The 14,704-nt window shown below is 56.2% G+C and carries 12 protein-coding genes; 9 read left to right on the forward strand and 3 right to left on the reverse strand.

The annotated features are described in order from the left end of the window. The 3 genes from AC5EFR_RS18725 to AC5EFR_RS18735 are packed head-to-tail and all read left to right on the forward strand — an operon-like array spanning window position 1 to window position 2,895. On the forward strand, window positions 1-750 hold the full coding sequence (locus tag AC5EFR_RS18725) for an SDR family oxidoreductase (protein ID WP_493577261.1): 750 nt from the start codon (window positions 1-3) through the stop codon (window positions 748-750). 16 nt (window positions 751-766) lie between these two features. Further along, window positions 767-1,609: a fumarylacetoacetate hydrolase family protein gene (locus AC5EFR_RS18730; RefSeq protein WP_299923351.1), complete on the forward strand. Its 843-nt coding sequence runs from the start codon at window positions 767-769 to the stop codon at window positions 1,607-1,609. Continuing rightward, window positions 1,609-2,895 (forward strand): L-fuconate dehydratase, encoded by a 1,287-nt coding sequence (locus AC5EFR_RS18735; protein ID WP_493577262.1) that lies wholly within the window; start codon window positions 1,609-1,611, stop codon window positions 2,893-2,895. Before AC5EFR_RS18730 ends, AC5EFR_RS18735 begins: the two co-directional genes overlap by 1 nt. 9 nt (window positions 2,896-2,904) lie before the next feature. Here AC5EFR_RS18735 and AC5EFR_RS18740 read toward each other — a convergent pair whose 3' ends face one another. Then, window positions 2,905-6,108: a reductive dehalogenase gene (locus AC5EFR_RS18740; RefSeq protein WP_493577263.1), complete on the reverse strand. Its 3,204-nt coding sequence runs from the start codon at window positions 6,106-6,108 to the stop codon at window positions 2,905-2,907. Between the two features lie 221 nt (window positions 6,109-6,329). On the opposite strand from AC5EFR_RS18740, the gene AC5EFR_RS18745 reads away from it, so the two are divergent. The 5 genes from AC5EFR_RS18745 (at window position 6,330) to AC5EFR_RS18765 (ending at window position 12,248) form a co-directional block, all read left to right on the forward strand. Continuing rightward, complete coding sequence (locus AC5EFR_RS18745; RefSeq protein ID WP_493577264.1) at window positions 6,330-6,809, forward strand: MarR family winged helix-turn-helix transcriptional regulator; 480 nt, start codon at window positions 6,330-6,332, stop codon at window positions 6,807-6,809. Between the two features lie 139 nt (window positions 6,810-6,948). Beyond that, entirely contained in the window at window positions 6,949-8,529 is a 1,581-nt protein-coding gene (locus tag AC5EFR_RS18750; protein ID WP_493577265.1) for an ABC transporter substrate-binding protein, read from the forward strand. Between the two features lie 157 nt (window positions 8,530-8,686). Next, window positions 8,687-9,661 (forward strand): ABC transporter permease, encoded by a 975-nt coding sequence (locus tag AC5EFR_RS18755; protein ID WP_493577266.1) that lies wholly within the window; start codon window positions 8,687-8,689, stop codon window positions 9,659-9,661. Continuing rightward, complete coding sequence (locus AC5EFR_RS18760; RefSeq protein ID WP_493577267.1) at window positions 9,658-10,563, forward strand: ABC transporter permease; 906 nt, start codon at window positions 9,658-9,660, stop codon at window positions 10,561-10,563. The genes AC5EFR_RS18755 and AC5EFR_RS18760 overlap by 4 nt, the downstream gene beginning before the upstream one ends. Beyond that, window positions 10,563-12,248, forward strand: a complete 1,686-nt coding sequence (locus AC5EFR_RS18765) for a dipeptide ABC transporter ATP-binding protein (protein WP_493577268.1) — start codon at window positions 10,563-10,565, stop codon at window positions 12,246-12,248. Before AC5EFR_RS18760 ends, AC5EFR_RS18765 begins: the two co-directional genes overlap by 1 nt. 7 nt (window positions 12,249-12,255) lie before the next feature. Here the strand turns inward: AC5EFR_RS18765 and AC5EFR_RS18770 are convergent, their stop codons facing one another. Next, complete coding sequence (locus AC5EFR_RS18770; protein WP_493577269.1) at window positions 12,256-12,747, reverse strand: helix-turn-helix transcriptional regulator; 492 nt, start codon at window positions 12,745-12,747, stop codon at window positions 12,256-12,258. Between the two features lie 75 nt (window positions 12,748-12,822). Between AC5EFR_RS18770 and AC5EFR_RS18775 the strand changes: the two genes are divergently transcribed. Further along, window positions 12,823-13,053, forward strand: coding sequence for a hypothetical protein (locus AC5EFR_RS18775; RefSeq protein ID WP_493577270.1), 231 nt, complete (start codon window positions 12,823-12,825; stop codon window positions 13,051-13,053). Window positions 13,054-13,946: 893 nt separating this feature from the next. Here AC5EFR_RS18775 and AC5EFR_RS18780 read toward each other — a convergent pair. Then, entirely contained in the window at window positions 13,947-14,702 is a 756-nt protein-coding gene (locus AC5EFR_RS18780; RefSeq protein ID WP_493577271.1) for a maleate cis-trans isomerase family protein, read from the reverse strand. Between the last annotated feature and the right edge of the window lie 2 nt (window positions 14,703-14,704).

Here is a 14,704-nt window from a genome sequence, read left to right on the forward strand (position 1 = left end):
ATGACCGAACAAAAAGGCCGCTTGGCCGGAAAACACATCCTTATCACCGCCGCAGGTCAGGGCATTGGCCGCACAACGGCGGAATTATTCGCGGCAGAGGGCGCGCAGGTGATCGCCAGCGACATCAACCAAACGGCGCTTGACGAATTGGCCGACATCCCCGGTATCACCGCGCTCAATCTCGACGTCACAAATGCCGAGTCCGTGGCAAAAGCCGTTGCCGATATGCCGCCCTTGGACGTGTTGTTTAACTGCGCCGGCTTCGTTGCCCATGGCACAATTCTGGACTGTTCAGATCGCGATTGGGATTTCAGCTTTGAGCTCAACGTCACCGCCATGTACCGCCTGATCAAGCTCACCCTTCCGGCGATGATCGAAAATGGCGGCGGCTCGATCATCAACGTGTCTTCGGTGGCCTCTTCGATGCTCGGCGTGCCCAACCGCTTTGCGTATGGTGCCTCTAAGGCGGCGGTGATCGGCCTGACCAAAGCCGTGGCGGCGGATTTCATCGGCCAAGGCATTCGCTGCAACGCCATTTGCCCCGGCACTGTCGATAGCCCGTCGATGCACGACCGGTTGCGCGCCACCGGCGACTATGAAACCGCCCTCAAAGATTTCATTGCCCGCCAACCCATGGGCCGCATCGGCCGTCCCGAAGAAATCGCCGCGCTGGCGCTCTATCTCGCCAGCGACGACAGCAGCTTTACCACCGGCCAGGCCCACGCCATCGACGGCGGCTGGACGATCTAAGACATAGGAAACTGACATGAAACTTTTGCGATATGGCGCGCTTGGCGCTGAAAAACCCGGCCTGATGGACGACAGCGGAACACTCCGCGATCTCAGTGGTGTGATTGACGATGTTGCGGGCGACACCCTTGGCGATGCATCCCTCGACAAACTGCGTGGGCTTGATGCGTCGACCCTCCCGGCTGTCGACGGCAATCCGCGTCTTGGGGCCTGCGTTGGCAATGTCGGCAAATTCATCTGCATCGGTCTGAACTATGCCGATCACGCGGCCGAAAGCGGCCTTGCCCTCCCCGAGGAGCCGGTGATTTTCTTTAAGGCGACCTCGGCGATTTGTGGCCCCAATGATGACGTCGAAATTCCGCGCACCTCGGTCAAAACCGATTGGGAGGTTGAGCTTGGCGTGGTGATTGGCAAGCACACCAAATATGTACCAAAGGAAGAGGCTTTGGGACATATTGCCGGTTACTGTGTGGTTAATGATCTGTCGGAGCGCGACTTTCAGCTGCATCGTTCCGGGCAGTGGGTCAAAGGCAAATCCTGCGATACATTCGGCCCGATTGGCCCGTGGTTGGTGACCCGTGATGAGGTGCCCGACCCGCAAAACCTACCGATGTATCTTGAGGTAAATGGCCATCGTTTTCAGGATGGTTCAACCGCGACGATGCATTTTGACGTGGCCACGGTTATCTCGCATCTGTCGCAATTTATGTCGCTGCAACCCGGTGATGTGATCTCAACCGGCACCCCCCCTGGCGTTGGATTGGGACAAAAGCCCGAGGTGTATTTGAAACCCGGTGACAAGATGAAGCTTGGTATCCAAGGGCTTGGAACTCAACATCAAAACGTGGTTTCAGGCTGATGGGAAAGATCACTGATCTCACCACTCACGACTTGCGCTTCCCGACCTCAGCCTCCCTTGCCGGGTCGGACGCCATGAACCCCGATCCCGACTATTCCGCCGCCTATGTGATCTTGCATACGGACGGCGCGCATAAAGGCCACGGTCTGACGTTTACCATCGGGCGTGGGAATGAGATTTGCGTGGCGGCGATTGAGGCGATCAGGCACTTGCTTGTTGGCCTTGATCTCGATTGGGTGCGTGCGGACATGGGTCGGTTTTGGCGCCATATCACCGGTGACAGCCAGCTCCGCTGGATTGGCCCCGACAAGGGTGCCATCCACCTTGCCACCGGGGCCGTCGTGAACGCCGTTTGGGATTTGTTGGCCAAAGAGGCAGGCAAACCCGTGTGGCAATTGGTCGGTGACATGTCGCCCGAAGAGATCGTGAGATTGGTCGACTTTCGCTATATCACGGATGTGCTAACCCCCGATGAAGCCCTTGAAATTCTTAGGAAAGCCGAACCGGGCAAGGCGGATCGTATCGCCAAACTGCGCGCTGAGGGGTATCCGTGTTACACCACTTCGGCGGGGTGGCTTGGCTATAGCGATGACAAATTGCGCACCCTATGTCGCGAGGCCGGAGAGGCCGGTTTTACCCATACCAAATTCAAGGTCGGTCAGAACCTTGAAGACGACAAACGCCGCCTGACCATCGCGCGCGAAGAGCTTGGCCCAGAGATGAACTTGATGATTGATGCCAATCAGGTTTGGGAGGTCGATCAAGCCATTGATTGGGTCCAAGAGCTGGCCTTTGCTAAACCGCTGTTCATCGAAGAACCGACAAGCCCCGATGATGTGATCGGCCATGCCAAAATCCGAAAAGCCGTTGCGCCCATCAAAGTTGCAACCGGAGAGATGTGCCAAAATCGCATTCTTTTCAAGCAGTTCATCGCCAATGATGCCATCGACATAGTACAAATCGATAGCTGCCGATTGGGTGGTCTGAACGAGGTGTTGGCCGTGCAACTTATGGCGGCGAAATTCAATCTACCGGTTTGGCCCCATGCCGGGGGCGTCGGGTTGTGCGAATATGTTCAACACCTGTCGATGATTGATTACATTGCGATCACCGGCGAAAAAGACAGCAAGCGGATCGAGTTTGTCGACCACCTGCACGAGCATTTCAAACACCCCTGCGTAGTCAAAAACGGCGCGTATCAAGCACCCAATGCACCGGGATTTTCGATTGAAATCAAGCCCGAAACCCTTCGGGATTTCGAGTTTGAACTCAGGGCGGCGTCGTGATCAGCACACTCACATATCTATCTCGATGACGCCGTCTTTATCGGCAGCGCGGGACTGACATAGGATGATGTTGGTCTCGCGCTGCGCCTTTGACAAGACGAAATCGCGGTGCTCCACATCGCCGGATATCACACCGCATTTGCACACCCCGCAGATACCGTCCGAGCATTTCACATCCACCGAAAACCCGTTGGCGTTTAGCACATCCACGGCGGTTTTATCCGCTGGAACCTGAAGGGTCTTGCCGGATTTGACCAATTTCAGAGTGAAATCATAGTTTTCATAGTCGGGTTGTTCCGGGACTGAGAAATACTCAAGGTGCTGAGCATCCTCTGGGAAACCAGAACGGCAGGCGGCGTCAAGAACCGACGCCATATAGCGATCGGCCCCACAGGTGTAGATATGCCAACCCGGCTCGTAGCCCGCTAACAATCGGTCAAAGTCTGCGCGGCTGTTTTCATCGGTAATATGTAAATGAACCTTGTCGGCCCACGGCATCGCCGCCAGTTCCGGCAAAAACCCCATATTGGCGCGGCTACGGCCCGAATAATGCAGCACAAAATCCCGCCCAGATGCGTGCAATTCGTGGGCCATTGCGATCATCGGGGTGATGCCGATCCCACCGCCCATCAGGATCGTTTTTGTGGCATAAGGATCAAGCGCAAAATGGTTGATCGGATGCGAGACAAACACTGTGCGTCCCTCGCTGAAAATCCTGTGCATCAATTTTGAGCCACCCCGGCCCGCGTCTTCGCGCAGGACCGCGATTTCGTATTTCGATCGATCCGCCGGGGCGCCGCACATCGAATATTGGCGCAAGAATTCGGGCGCGACGACCAAATCCAAATGCGCTCCGGCCTGCCACTCGGGCAAATCGCCTTTGTCGGGTTTGCGAAACTCGTAGCGCATCACACCTTGGGCAATCTCCTCGGCCTTGGTGATTTCAACCTGAATGACCGGGCTATCCCCGTCGGCGGTATAGTGGTGCACAACCTTGTCATCGCCCTGCGCGCGCCGCGCTTTGTACTCGGATGCGGGGATCATTGCTTTGTATGCCTGAATGCCGGCCTCGCGGTCCATTGGGAAGGGGTATGGATAGGGGTGCGGGGCCAGAGGTGCGGGATAAACCGCAAGTGTTTGATCCTCAAACGTCACATCCAAATCGGTCTGGAGGTCGCGGGCGTTGACAGGTGTTTTGGTGGGTCGATACCCGCCCCCTTCGGTGATTTCCAAATCCCACCACCATTTTTTCACTGGGTTGAGCCCGCCATTGCCAACCGCATCATCCAGTCGCGCCAAGGCCGGGGCCAATTGCGGCGCTTTCATCGCGGTCCAACGAAACGGGGCTTCTTTGAATATCCCTTCGAGGTTCCAGGGGCAGGTTTTCATACACCGTCCGCACATGGCCCCACCCGGAGTGGTAACACGATATGTGGTGCATTTCTGGCTATCAGATTTCCAGATTTCATAGCCATTAAACATGAGCTTAGGCCCGGCCGTGATGGCCCCAGACGGGCATTCGCGGGCGCATTTGGTGCAGCTTTCGCAGAAAGTTTGCAGGCCAAAATCGATGGGTTTGTCGTGCGCCAATGGCAGATCGGTGGTCACCGCCCCTGATTTCAAACGCGGCCCAAGATAGGGGTTTAGGATCACCTCGCCGATACGGCTCACCTCACCCAATCCTGCCAAAAGCAACAGCGGGGGCTGCAAGACTTCGCCGTCCATCACCGTATGAGCCTTGGCGGAATAGCCGAGGTTGCGGATTTGTTTGGCGATCACACCGCCCAACAGCGAAAAGCGCAAATAGGCCCGCATCGATTGGGCAACGGCGATCCAATCGTCCCCCGATGACCCATCCATGGTTTCATAACCCTGATCGATCACCATGCTGATCGCTTGATCGTGGGGCGGATTGATGACGTCACCGCGGGCGTCATGGCTATACCAACTCCACGCGGGGCACCGCGAAATACCAACCGCATCAACACCTAGGAAATAGCTTGTCGCTTTGATCAGATCGGCGGCGTCTTGCGGGTCCAATCTGGCTTGCACCGGCTCTTGTTCACCGTCTTGCAAAAGCACAAACGCTCCAAGCGCGCGGCGTTGTGCCATGGATGGCGCAGCCTTGCGGACGTAGTGACCACCCTTGGCGCTGTCCTGAAGCTTCTTGCCCATGTCGCCAAATTGCGCACGGGCAAACATATCGGTGCGTTTGGGAACCCGGGCGACGTTGGCTTCGTCGATATAGGTTGTCGGCGTGTCGACCCGTTTTAGGCGCTCAAACGGGTGCGCCCCATCCACAAAGCGTCGTTTCGCGAAAGGCAGGGCATTTCGTACATTTTTGACCGAGTTTAGTCCAAATTGCCACGCGGCACCAAAGGCGGATTTGGGCTGCTCTGCCATCGCGGCCAGCGGCAAATCAGGGGCGATTTCAAAACGGGTTGTCACAACAGATAGGCCAAAGCGCGTGCCGATATAGGGATGGGTCAAAACGCCGTTTTCGACCGTAGCAAGCCCGGAGGCCACGGCCAATTTGTTCAAATCAACGTCGCTGCAACTGGATGTATGCGCGCGGGCATCATGCCCCAATAGCCGCAGGTAATTGGCCAAGACCACCGCCGTTTCCGAGGCCAGCAAGGCGGCGCGATGGGCATAGGCCCCGGTGATCCAATCGGTTCCCGGCTCGCTTGGGTCAATCTCACGCGGGTTTTCGTAGAGGAACACCAAAGCATGCGTATGGGCCGCGATACTCGGAAGGTCGGCTTCCATCGACTCCTTGAGATCGGCCATGATCAGGTCAATCCCGGCGGCTAGGGTTTTGGTTTGTTTGGTGCGCAGGTCATGCGCGAGCTTATCGATATCCGGATTGGAAATCGGGGCCGCCAACATCGCTTGGGCGGGTAATTTGCAACAACCGACCAACGCTGCGTCGGAAAAATACCCAAAAGATTTCAGATGATTGGCGCGTTCAATAGGGTCGTTTGGAGCCTCGGCAACCTCGCCATTGACGATCCCGGAACGGATGGCATCCAACATGGCCTGATGGTCACGCATGGCGTTGATGATCGAAAGGGGCGCGTTAGGATTTTCAAACCTAAGCGCCTCCATCTCTGGGACCGTGCTTAGATCAACCGTCGCGCGGCGCGCCAAAAGCTCAACCGGGTAAGGCCCCATATGAACGGGCCGTGATTTTGAGGAGAAGAACCGGGTCATACCACACCTGCACGGAAGTGGTGTTGTGCGAAAACCATGACTGAAGCGGGCTGGTTCATGTATTCTCCATTCGGACCGCAGGGGGCGGATTTATGTGCTAACTGCACGCTTTTTACGTAACACTCCACAACACATCCGCTATTTTCAAGCAAATTCTTGCCTTTTGCGGAATGAAATGTATGATTTTACGTTCATCAAGCACGTTTATTTTTGGGTCTACTGTGGAACCGAGTAAGGAAATTTCAAGCTATAGCGCGCAGGATAACCTTGGCTATTGCCTCAGTCGGGCGGCCTTGATCTTGCAAACCTCTGTTGATGGGGCGTTGATTGATATTGGTTTAAGCCGCCTGTCTTGGACGGTTTTGGCCTGCATTCGCTTTGAAGGAATAGAAGCGCCAAGCCAGATCGCCAAATTTGTTGGATTGGAACGCACCACGGCGTCGCGTCTCATTTCACGGCTAGAAAAAGATGGCTTTGTTATCCGCACACCAAACCGCGCGGACGGGCGCGGTCAGGCGGTAAAGCCAACGGCGCTTGGCTACGAGGCCTGTAACACTGCGCCCGATTTGATCCAAACGGCCATGCGGCCCTACCTGCGAGATCTGTCAGAAAACAATGTTGAGCAACTGATTGACCTTCTAAAGCGGATCGGCACCGGTACCGTGGCGGATTGGAGCGCAGCCGTCCCGAAACACAAATAGCTGTGGCAAATCACTTTGTTTTGATTGGTTTGCTGACCAATTGGTCCAAAAACACGCATTTTCCATACAAGTTAACCTTGACGTGATCACCGGAAACGCCACGCTGTTTGTGCCGATCAGAGCAAAATGGGGAGACGTCATGACTTGTAACACCTTCAGAAATTCCACCCTCTTGGCCAGCGCCGCGATCTGCCTTTCGGTCTCTGCTTCGGCTGAAACCTTGCGGTGGGCGTCGACCACGGACCCTCAAACGATGGACCCGCACGCGGTGAATTCTGCGCCGGTTCTTTCCTTCTTGAACAATATCTACGAAGGCTTGGTGCGCCGCGGCCAGGACATGTCGATCGAACCGTCATTGGCGGCGTCATGGGAACCGCTTGAGGGCGAAGACGGCTGGCGTTTCAACCTGCGTCAGGGCGTCAAGTTTCAGGACGGATCGGACTTTACCGCCGAGGACGTGATGTTTTCCTATCAACGCGCCTCGAACGAGGCCGCCGATGTGCGCAGCTGGTTTGCGCCCGTGGCCGACGTGCGCGTTGTCGACGACTACACCATTGATTTTGTGACCAAAGCGCCCAATCCGCTGTTCCCGGATAGCATCGCCAACTTCATGATTTTGGACAAGGGCTGGGCCGAAGCCAACGACGCCGCCCTGCCCGCCCGCGACGCTGAAAACTTTGCGACGATGAACGTAAACGGCACCGGCGCGTTCACATTGGTAAGCCGCGACCCCGGCGTGAAAACCGTTCTCGCCCCCCATGCCGGATGGTGGGATGAAGCCGGGCACAACCTAACCGAAGCGGTGTTTACGCCCATCGGCAATTCCGCCACCGGATTGGCGGCGCTTTTGTCCGGCGAAATCGACTTTATTCAGCCGATCCCCTTGCAGGACGTTGCCCAAGTCGAGAGCCGCGACGGATTCAAAGTTCTTGAAGGCGGAGAAACCCGCGTCATCATGTTTGGCTTTGGCCACGAGCATGAAAAGCTGCTTTATTCGTCGGATGTGAGCGACGCCAACCCCTTTGCCGATCCGCGCGTGCGCTTGGCCGCCGCGCATGCCATTGATGTGGCGTCGATTGATCGGGTTCTGTTCCGGGGCAAGATTGAGCCGGCATCGCAATTGGTTCCGGCGGATATTTCCGGCTACTCCGAGGCAAATTCCTCGCGCCCGGACTACAACCCGGATCGGGCCAAGGAATTGTTGGCCGAAGCCGGTTACCCGGACGGGTTTTCCTTTGGCCTGAAATGCCCCAACGATCGCTACATCAATGACGAAGCGGTGTGCCGCGCCGCCGCGTCGATGTTTGCTGCCGTCGGTCTCAAGGCCGAACTGAGCACCGGACCAGTGCGTGATTATTGGCCCCAGCTGCGCGAAGATGACTTTGATATGTATCTGCTGGGCTGGTCGCCGGGCACCTTTGATATGGAACATCCGATCCGTTTCTTGATGCATACCCAAGACAACGACAAAAAGCTCGGCTCGTGGAACTTTGGCGGATATTCTAACGCCCGCGTCGATGAGTTGCTGCCGATGATTCAGCAGGAAATCGACCCGGCCAAACGGCAGATGATGATTGATGAGGTTGTCAAAACCACCCAATCCGAAGTGGCCTATATCCCGCTTTACACCCAGCCGCTTATCTGGGCCGCCAAGGACAATGTTGACCTGACACAGCGCGCCGACAACTTCTTTATGTTGCGCTGGGTTACTGTGAACTAAGCCGCGCCGTCGGTTGTGAAACACAGGTCGAGAGGGGTGCTGCCCCTCTTGGTCGCAAGACGACCAATTCACCCTGGGATATTTGTGGAAAGACGAAACCGCGAAGGGGACGGATTGGTGCCGGAGGGGCTAAAGGGACGGGACGTTCAACGCGGTTATGGTCTATTTCATTTTCAAACGGCTGGCCCAATCGGTCTTTGTGATGCTGGCCGTCGCCTTTCTGGCGTTTTCCCTGTTCCGATTTGTCGGCGATCCGGTCAGTCAAATGACCGGCGTCGAAACATCGGTCGAGGATCAAGAACGCCTTCGTGAGGACTTGGGGCTAAACGACCCGTTTGTCCTGCAATTCGCGCGTTTTACGGGCAATTTGCTACAGGGTGATTTCGGCTTTTCTTATCGGACTCGTCAGCCGGTGGCCGAGATGATCGTGACCCGGATTCCGGCGACTTTGGAGCTTGGGATTGTCGCCTTGTTGATCTCATTGCTCGTTGGGATTCCCACGGGGGTCTATACGGCGTTGCGTCCGCGTGGGTTCGTAACCCAAACCATCCTAATGACCACCTTGATAGGGGTGTCGATCCCGACCTTTGTCATTGGGATCATGTTGATTTTCCTGTTTGGTGTTCAGCTGGGTTGGCTGCCGACCTTTGGGCGCGGTGGCACGGTACAACTTGGCGGTTGGGAAAGCTCTTTCTTTACGGTGGATGGCTGGCGGGCGTTGATCCTTCCGGCGCTGACGCTTGGTGTCTATCAGCTCACGTTGACCATGCGATTGGTCCGGGCCGAGATGATGGAGGTGATGCGATCCGATTATATCCGCTTTGCCACGGCGCGCGGTGTGCCGATGGGGCGGCTCTATTTTCGCCATGCGCTGGCCAATACGTTGGTGCCGGTGATCACCATCATTGGCCTGCAATTTGGCGGCGTCATTGCCTTTTCCATCGTCACCGAAAGCGTCTTTCAATGGCCCGGAATGGGGCTTTTGTTCCTTGAATCGATCCGCTTTGTCGATATCCCGGTTATGGGGGTCTACCTTGTGGTGATCGCGTTTTTCTTTGTGCTGGTGAACCTGATTGTTGACCTGCTCTATGTGGCAATCGACCCGCGATTGCGGATCAAGGACGTGTCATGAAAGAGTTTCTGAAACGTTCCGAAGGGGTCTGGCTCTTTATCCATTCACCCGCCGCGATGCTCGCGGCTTTGGTGGCTTTGCTCACATTTATAGGCGCGGCCTTTGCCCCGTGGATTGCCTCGGTGAACCCCTATGATCTTGGCTCATTTAGCCTATTTGACGGGTTGTTGCCGCCGGTCTGGCAAGACGGGGCAAACCCGAAATTCTTGCTGGGAACCGACGATCAGGGCCGCGATATGGTCTCATCAATTCTTTATGGCGCGCGACTATCATTGATCATCGGGTTGTCGGCCATGGTGATTGCGACGGTGCTTGGCGTGGGTCTTGGGCTTGCGGCGGGGTATTACGGCGGGCGGTTTGACGCCGTGGTCATGCGCATTGCCGATATACAACTTGCCCTGCCGGCGATTTTGACCGCGCTGTTGATTGACGGGATTGCGCGCGGCGTGTTGCCCGCCGATATGCAGCAAGACCTGCGGATCGCGGTCCTAACCTTGGCGATTGCCTTGTCACTTTGGGTCAACTTTGCCCGTACTGCGCGCGCCTCGACCTTTGTGCAGATGCAAAAGGAATATGTGCAGGCGGCGATTATCATGGGGCAGCGCCCCATCCGCGTTATGTTTGTGCATATTCTGCCCAATATCCTCGGGCCGCTTTTGGTCATAATGACCGTTGATCTGGCCTCAGCCATTTTGCTGGAGGCGACGCTGTCCTTCCTTGGCATTGGTTTGCCTGCTGATAGCCCCTCGCTCGGGACGCTTATCAGGATCGGGATGCAGTTCATGTTGTCGGGGGAATGGTGGATTTTGTGGATTCCGACCCTGTTTCTTGTGGCGCTTGTGGTGTCGATCAACATCCTTGGGGATTTCCTACGCGATGTCTTTAACCCGAGGTTGCGCTGATGCTTACTGTTGAAAACCTCACGGTCAAATTCCCGTCACGCTTTGGCGACATCACCGCGATCAAAGATGTGTCGCTTCGTATCCAACCGGGGGAAATTCACGGTTTGGTTGGAGAAAGTGGCGCTGGCAAAAGCACCGTTGGCGCCGCGATTATTGGGCTATTGCAAACGCCGGGATATATCGCTGAGGGTGACCTCAGATTGGGGGACACCGATCTGCGCGCTCTTGATCCCGGCGAGGCCCACGCGCTGCGGGGCAAACGCATCTCGATGATCTTTCAGGACCCGCAGACAAGCTTGAACCCGCTGATGACGGTGGAAGATCAGCTGATTGAAACCATCCAAGCCCATGAGAATATCGGCACAACCGCCGCCCGCACCCGCGCCATCGACCTATTGGAAGAAATCGGGATCAACGGCGCGGCGCAACGGATCAAATCCTATCCGCACCAGTTTTCCGGCGGGATGCGCCAACGGGTGGTGATTGCCCTTGCGCTTTGTACCAATCCGGAATTGATCATTGCGGATGAACCCACCACCGCCTTGGACGTTGCGGTGCAAAGTCAGGTTCTGGACCTTATCCGTACTTTGGCGGATACCCGCAAAATCGGCTTTATTCTCATCACCCATGATATTGGCGTTATTGCACAAATTGCCGATAGCGTCACGGTTATGCGGTGGGGCCGTGTGGTGGAAACTGGCAAAACGGCACAGGTTTTAGGGGCCCCGCAAGAGAGTTATACAATCGGGTTGATGGATGCGGTTCCGCCGCTTGATCGCAAGCTGCGCCGCTTTCGCGTTCCCGAAGAAACCCATGACAGCGATGGGGCCGTGTCGCGGGCCGAGCAATGGTTGTTGCAAGGTCAGAAACAGAGCGAAATCGGCCTGACCATCGACACGCTTCAGGTGCAATTCCCCGGTGTGCGCACCTCTTTGTTCCGGCGCCCCGAGCCGTTTACGGCCCTGCATTCCGTGAGTTTCGAGGTGAAACCGGGCAGTATTCTTGGCCTTGTCGGGGAAAGCGGATCGGGTAAATCGACACTGGCCAAAGCCATCACAGGGCTGGTGCCGCCAAGCGGTGGCGAGATGAAATTGGGCGGTGACCCCTTGCCAACCGGCAAGGCGCGCGGGCGGCGACACCCGTCGCGACAGTTGATCCAAATGGTCTTTCAAGACCCCTATTCAAGCCTCAATTCCCGCCACCGCATCGGTGACATCCTATCCGAGCCGCTGTGGCTTTATGACCTTGTGCACGACAAAGACGAACGCCGCGCTTTGGCGGCGGATATGCTTGATCTGGTTGGCATGACCCCAGATGCAATCGACAAATACCCGCATCAGTTTTCCGGTGGTCAACGGCAGCGGATCGCCGTGGCGCGGGCTTTGTTGGCGCGACCAAGGTTTTTGATCTGTGACGAGCCGACATCGGCCTTGGATGTGTCCATTCAGGCCGAAATCCTCAACCTGCTGAAAGACTTACAGGAAAAGTTTGGCCTAACAATCCTCTTCATCAGTCACAATCTGGCCGTCGTGCGACAGATGGCCGATGATATGGTGGTTTTGCGCCATGGCCGTATCGAAGAGTTTGGCCCATCGGAGGTTTTGTTTGAAACGCCACAGGCCAGTTATACCCAGAAGTTGCTAGAGCTTACCCCGGTTATGCCCAAGGAGTGGAACAGCGCCTGACCACCCCTCAATCGTCTGACGATAAAAGCAAATCTTCGACCAAACCTGACAAAAGCTGTGCCCGGCCTTTGACCCCGGCCTTGCGATAAATCGCATTGCATTGCGATTTGACGGTGCCTTCGCTGGTGCCGCGCAGATCGGCGGTTTCCTTGGTTGAAAACCCTTTGATCACCAACCATGCCACGTCTTTTTCGGCATTGGTCAGGCCCCACCCCACCAGTTTTTCGTCAACCGTCACAGCAAATGCGCCCGCCGCAGAGCGGAGCGCCTGTTCTGCCTGATGCTGGCTGCGTCGGGCCTGAAGAACCGAAAAAACTCCTAAAACAGCTCCGAATATCAATCCGATGCTGGCGGCGATTTCCAAAGCCTCGCGCATTTGCCAACTGGTTTCGGTGCGTTGCATTCCCAAGACCGAAAGCGCCAAGCTCACGACAAAGGCCCCGGCGCAAAGCACCTGGATTCCCACAACAAGCCAGAGTAGCAGACTAGATCGTTTCAATCGGCAACCTCCCAAACCCGGTTACCTGTCGGTTGGATATATTTCATCTGTTGCCTGGGCTCGGCTTATCCGCCGGTGGTGGTCCTGGCGGAGACCCAGACCGAGATTCAGGACGAGATTCTGGTCGAGATTTGGGACGGTCCTCTGGCGGATGTGACGGACCATCGCCCGGCCTTGGCCCCGTCCGTCGTGGCGGCGGGTGCCTTTTGTCACGATCATCGTTTTTCTGGCGAACACGAGGCCTCTGGGCGGGCGTATCGACACGACGCCATTTGTCATGCAAAACTACACCCGTGCCGCGCGTGATCAACAATTCGCGTTCAAATGTCCCATCGCTGGCGGTAACAACAATGCGGCGCAACCATGTGTAGCGGGTCGACACAACTGAAAACCCTTGATCGGCCAGCTCTTGAATGATCTCGTTGTTGACGGTTTGCGCCCCTGAGGAAACCGGAGAAAAACAGGAAAAAACTACCGTTAAAGCCAGAAAAAACTGCCGAATGCGGTCCGGTCTTGCGGCTTGGGGTCCTGTCCACATGGTGTTATGTCCACTTTAATCGGTGCAATCATAGCGTGTTTTGTCAGAAACGCCATTCATCAAAAACCGCCACCTATTGGGCGGAAGGGAATGGTTTGCGAAGGTTGGTCAAACCGATCCGAAAAAGCGCGCCGGGGATTGGTCAGATCGCTGACCGCAGCGATTGGAGGCAGAGAGGCCCATCGTGCGGGCACCCGGGCGATCCGTCATTCTGATTTGGGCGGTTCGCAGGGTGAGGGCCTGTGGTTTCGCCTTCAGTGAATTTGGTGCAAAACCGGCCCGTACATTTGCAATTTCTTCGGCATGATTGCGGGCAGGAGAAAAAGGCGGCATCATCTTGTTTCCAAACTTGCTGTGGGTGCCTCGGCTTGAATTGGCACGCGATTGATTGGTCTCGGCCCGCCCGAGATGAGCGAAAATGCAGCAGGAAAACACCTTCTGCACATAACCATGTCGACCGGGATCACACGGTTGTTCGCGTGGCAGGCCACGGAGGTATGTCGGCAAGGACCGCGGTGGCTGTCACCAGACTAGGTCGATCCTGTCGCCTTTTAACAAGCGGAAAAGATTGGGGTTGGCCATCAGCCAAAAGTTTGTAGCGCCCCCCTTCAAACCCAAGAAAGACGCGCATAAACCTTAGTTATAGGGGTCAAAAAGGGTGCTATTGCAGTAAGTCACACCCAAACAGCCGACCGAATTGCGGGTGTGGCGCGTCAATTCCGGCAAGACGTTGCATATGCCATGCCAAGGCCTGATTGCTGGAAATAACCGGACGGTTAAGCCGGTCTTCAAGCGTTGGAATGATGTCGAGACAGCGCAGGTTGGTGCAGGAAATTACGATCACATCACAGGGGCTGTGCTCGGCGACACGTTCAGCCGCGCGCACAATCGAGGCGGGGGAAATGCGGGCCACGGTCGGATCATCGCCTTCTTCAAATGAAGCAAGGCACCTGATCTCTAATCCCGCATCTTCGAGCTTTTGGCGCATCCGCTGCGATACTTGTGGAATATAGGGTGTGATAAATCCGACTTGCCGGGCCTTGAGGCTTTGGCACGCCGCAATGATGGCTTTGAGCGGGTCGGTGACTTTGGCGCGGGGAAAGACGGATTGAATGGACTTGGCCACACGGTCGGACCCAATCACAGTTGATGCGGACGTACAGCCATAGCCGATCACATCAAACCCCAAGGACGGCGGAAGCAAACGCGCCGCGGCCGGTAGGTCGGCCTCCATTTTGCCCAGTGTCTCAGGGCGGATGTCAGACACCATGGGGATGCGGCTATGGTAAAGAGCGACTCCATCCAGCGCCATCATCCGCGCGAACTCAGGCTCAAGCGTTTCGTCCGTTTCAAGAACGATGGCCCCAAATGTGGCGCGCGTTCCGATCCCATCATCGGTGTCGAAATCTAACTTCATCT

This window comes from Pelagimonas sp., assembly GCF_058892305.1.

What these genes read in the sequence shown, in the direction of transcription:
- AC5EFR_RS18725 (WP_493577261.1), top strand. Translation starts at nt 1, where the DNA reads ATGACCGAACAAAAAGGCCGCTTGGCCGGAAAACACATCCTTATCACC.
- AC5EFR_RS18730 (WP_299923351.1), top strand. Translation starts at nt 767, where the DNA reads ATGAAACTTTTGCGATATGGCGCGCTTGGCGCTGAAAAACCCGGCCTG.
- AC5EFR_RS18735 (WP_493577262.1), top strand. Translation starts at nt 1,609, where the DNA reads ATGGGAAAGATCACTGATCTCACCACTCACGACTTGCGCTTCCCGACC.
- AC5EFR_RS18740 (WP_493577263.1), bottom strand. Translation starts at nt 6,108, where the DNA reads ATGACCCGGTTCTTCTCCTCAAAATCACGGCCCGTTCATATGGGGCCT.
- AC5EFR_RS18750 (WP_493577265.1), top strand. Translation starts at nt 6,949, where the DNA reads ATGACTTGTAACACCTTCAGAAATTCCACCCTCTTGGCCAGCGCCGCG.
- AC5EFR_RS18755 (WP_493577266.1), top strand. Translation starts at nt 8,687, where the DNA reads ATGGTCTATTTCATTTTCAAACGGCTGGCCCAATCGGTCTTTGTGATG.
- AC5EFR_RS18760 (WP_493577267.1), top strand. Translation starts at nt 9,658, where the DNA reads ATGAAAGAGTTTCTGAAACGTTCCGAAGGGGTCTGGCTCTTTATCCAT.
- AC5EFR_RS18765 (WP_493577268.1), top strand. Translation starts at nt 10,563, where the DNA reads ATGCTTACTGTTGAAAACCTCACGGTCAAATTCCCGTCACGCTTTGGC.
- AC5EFR_RS18780 (WP_493577271.1), bottom strand. Translation starts at nt 14,702, where the DNA reads ATGAAGTTAGATTTCGACACCGATGATGGGATCGGAACGCGCGCCACA.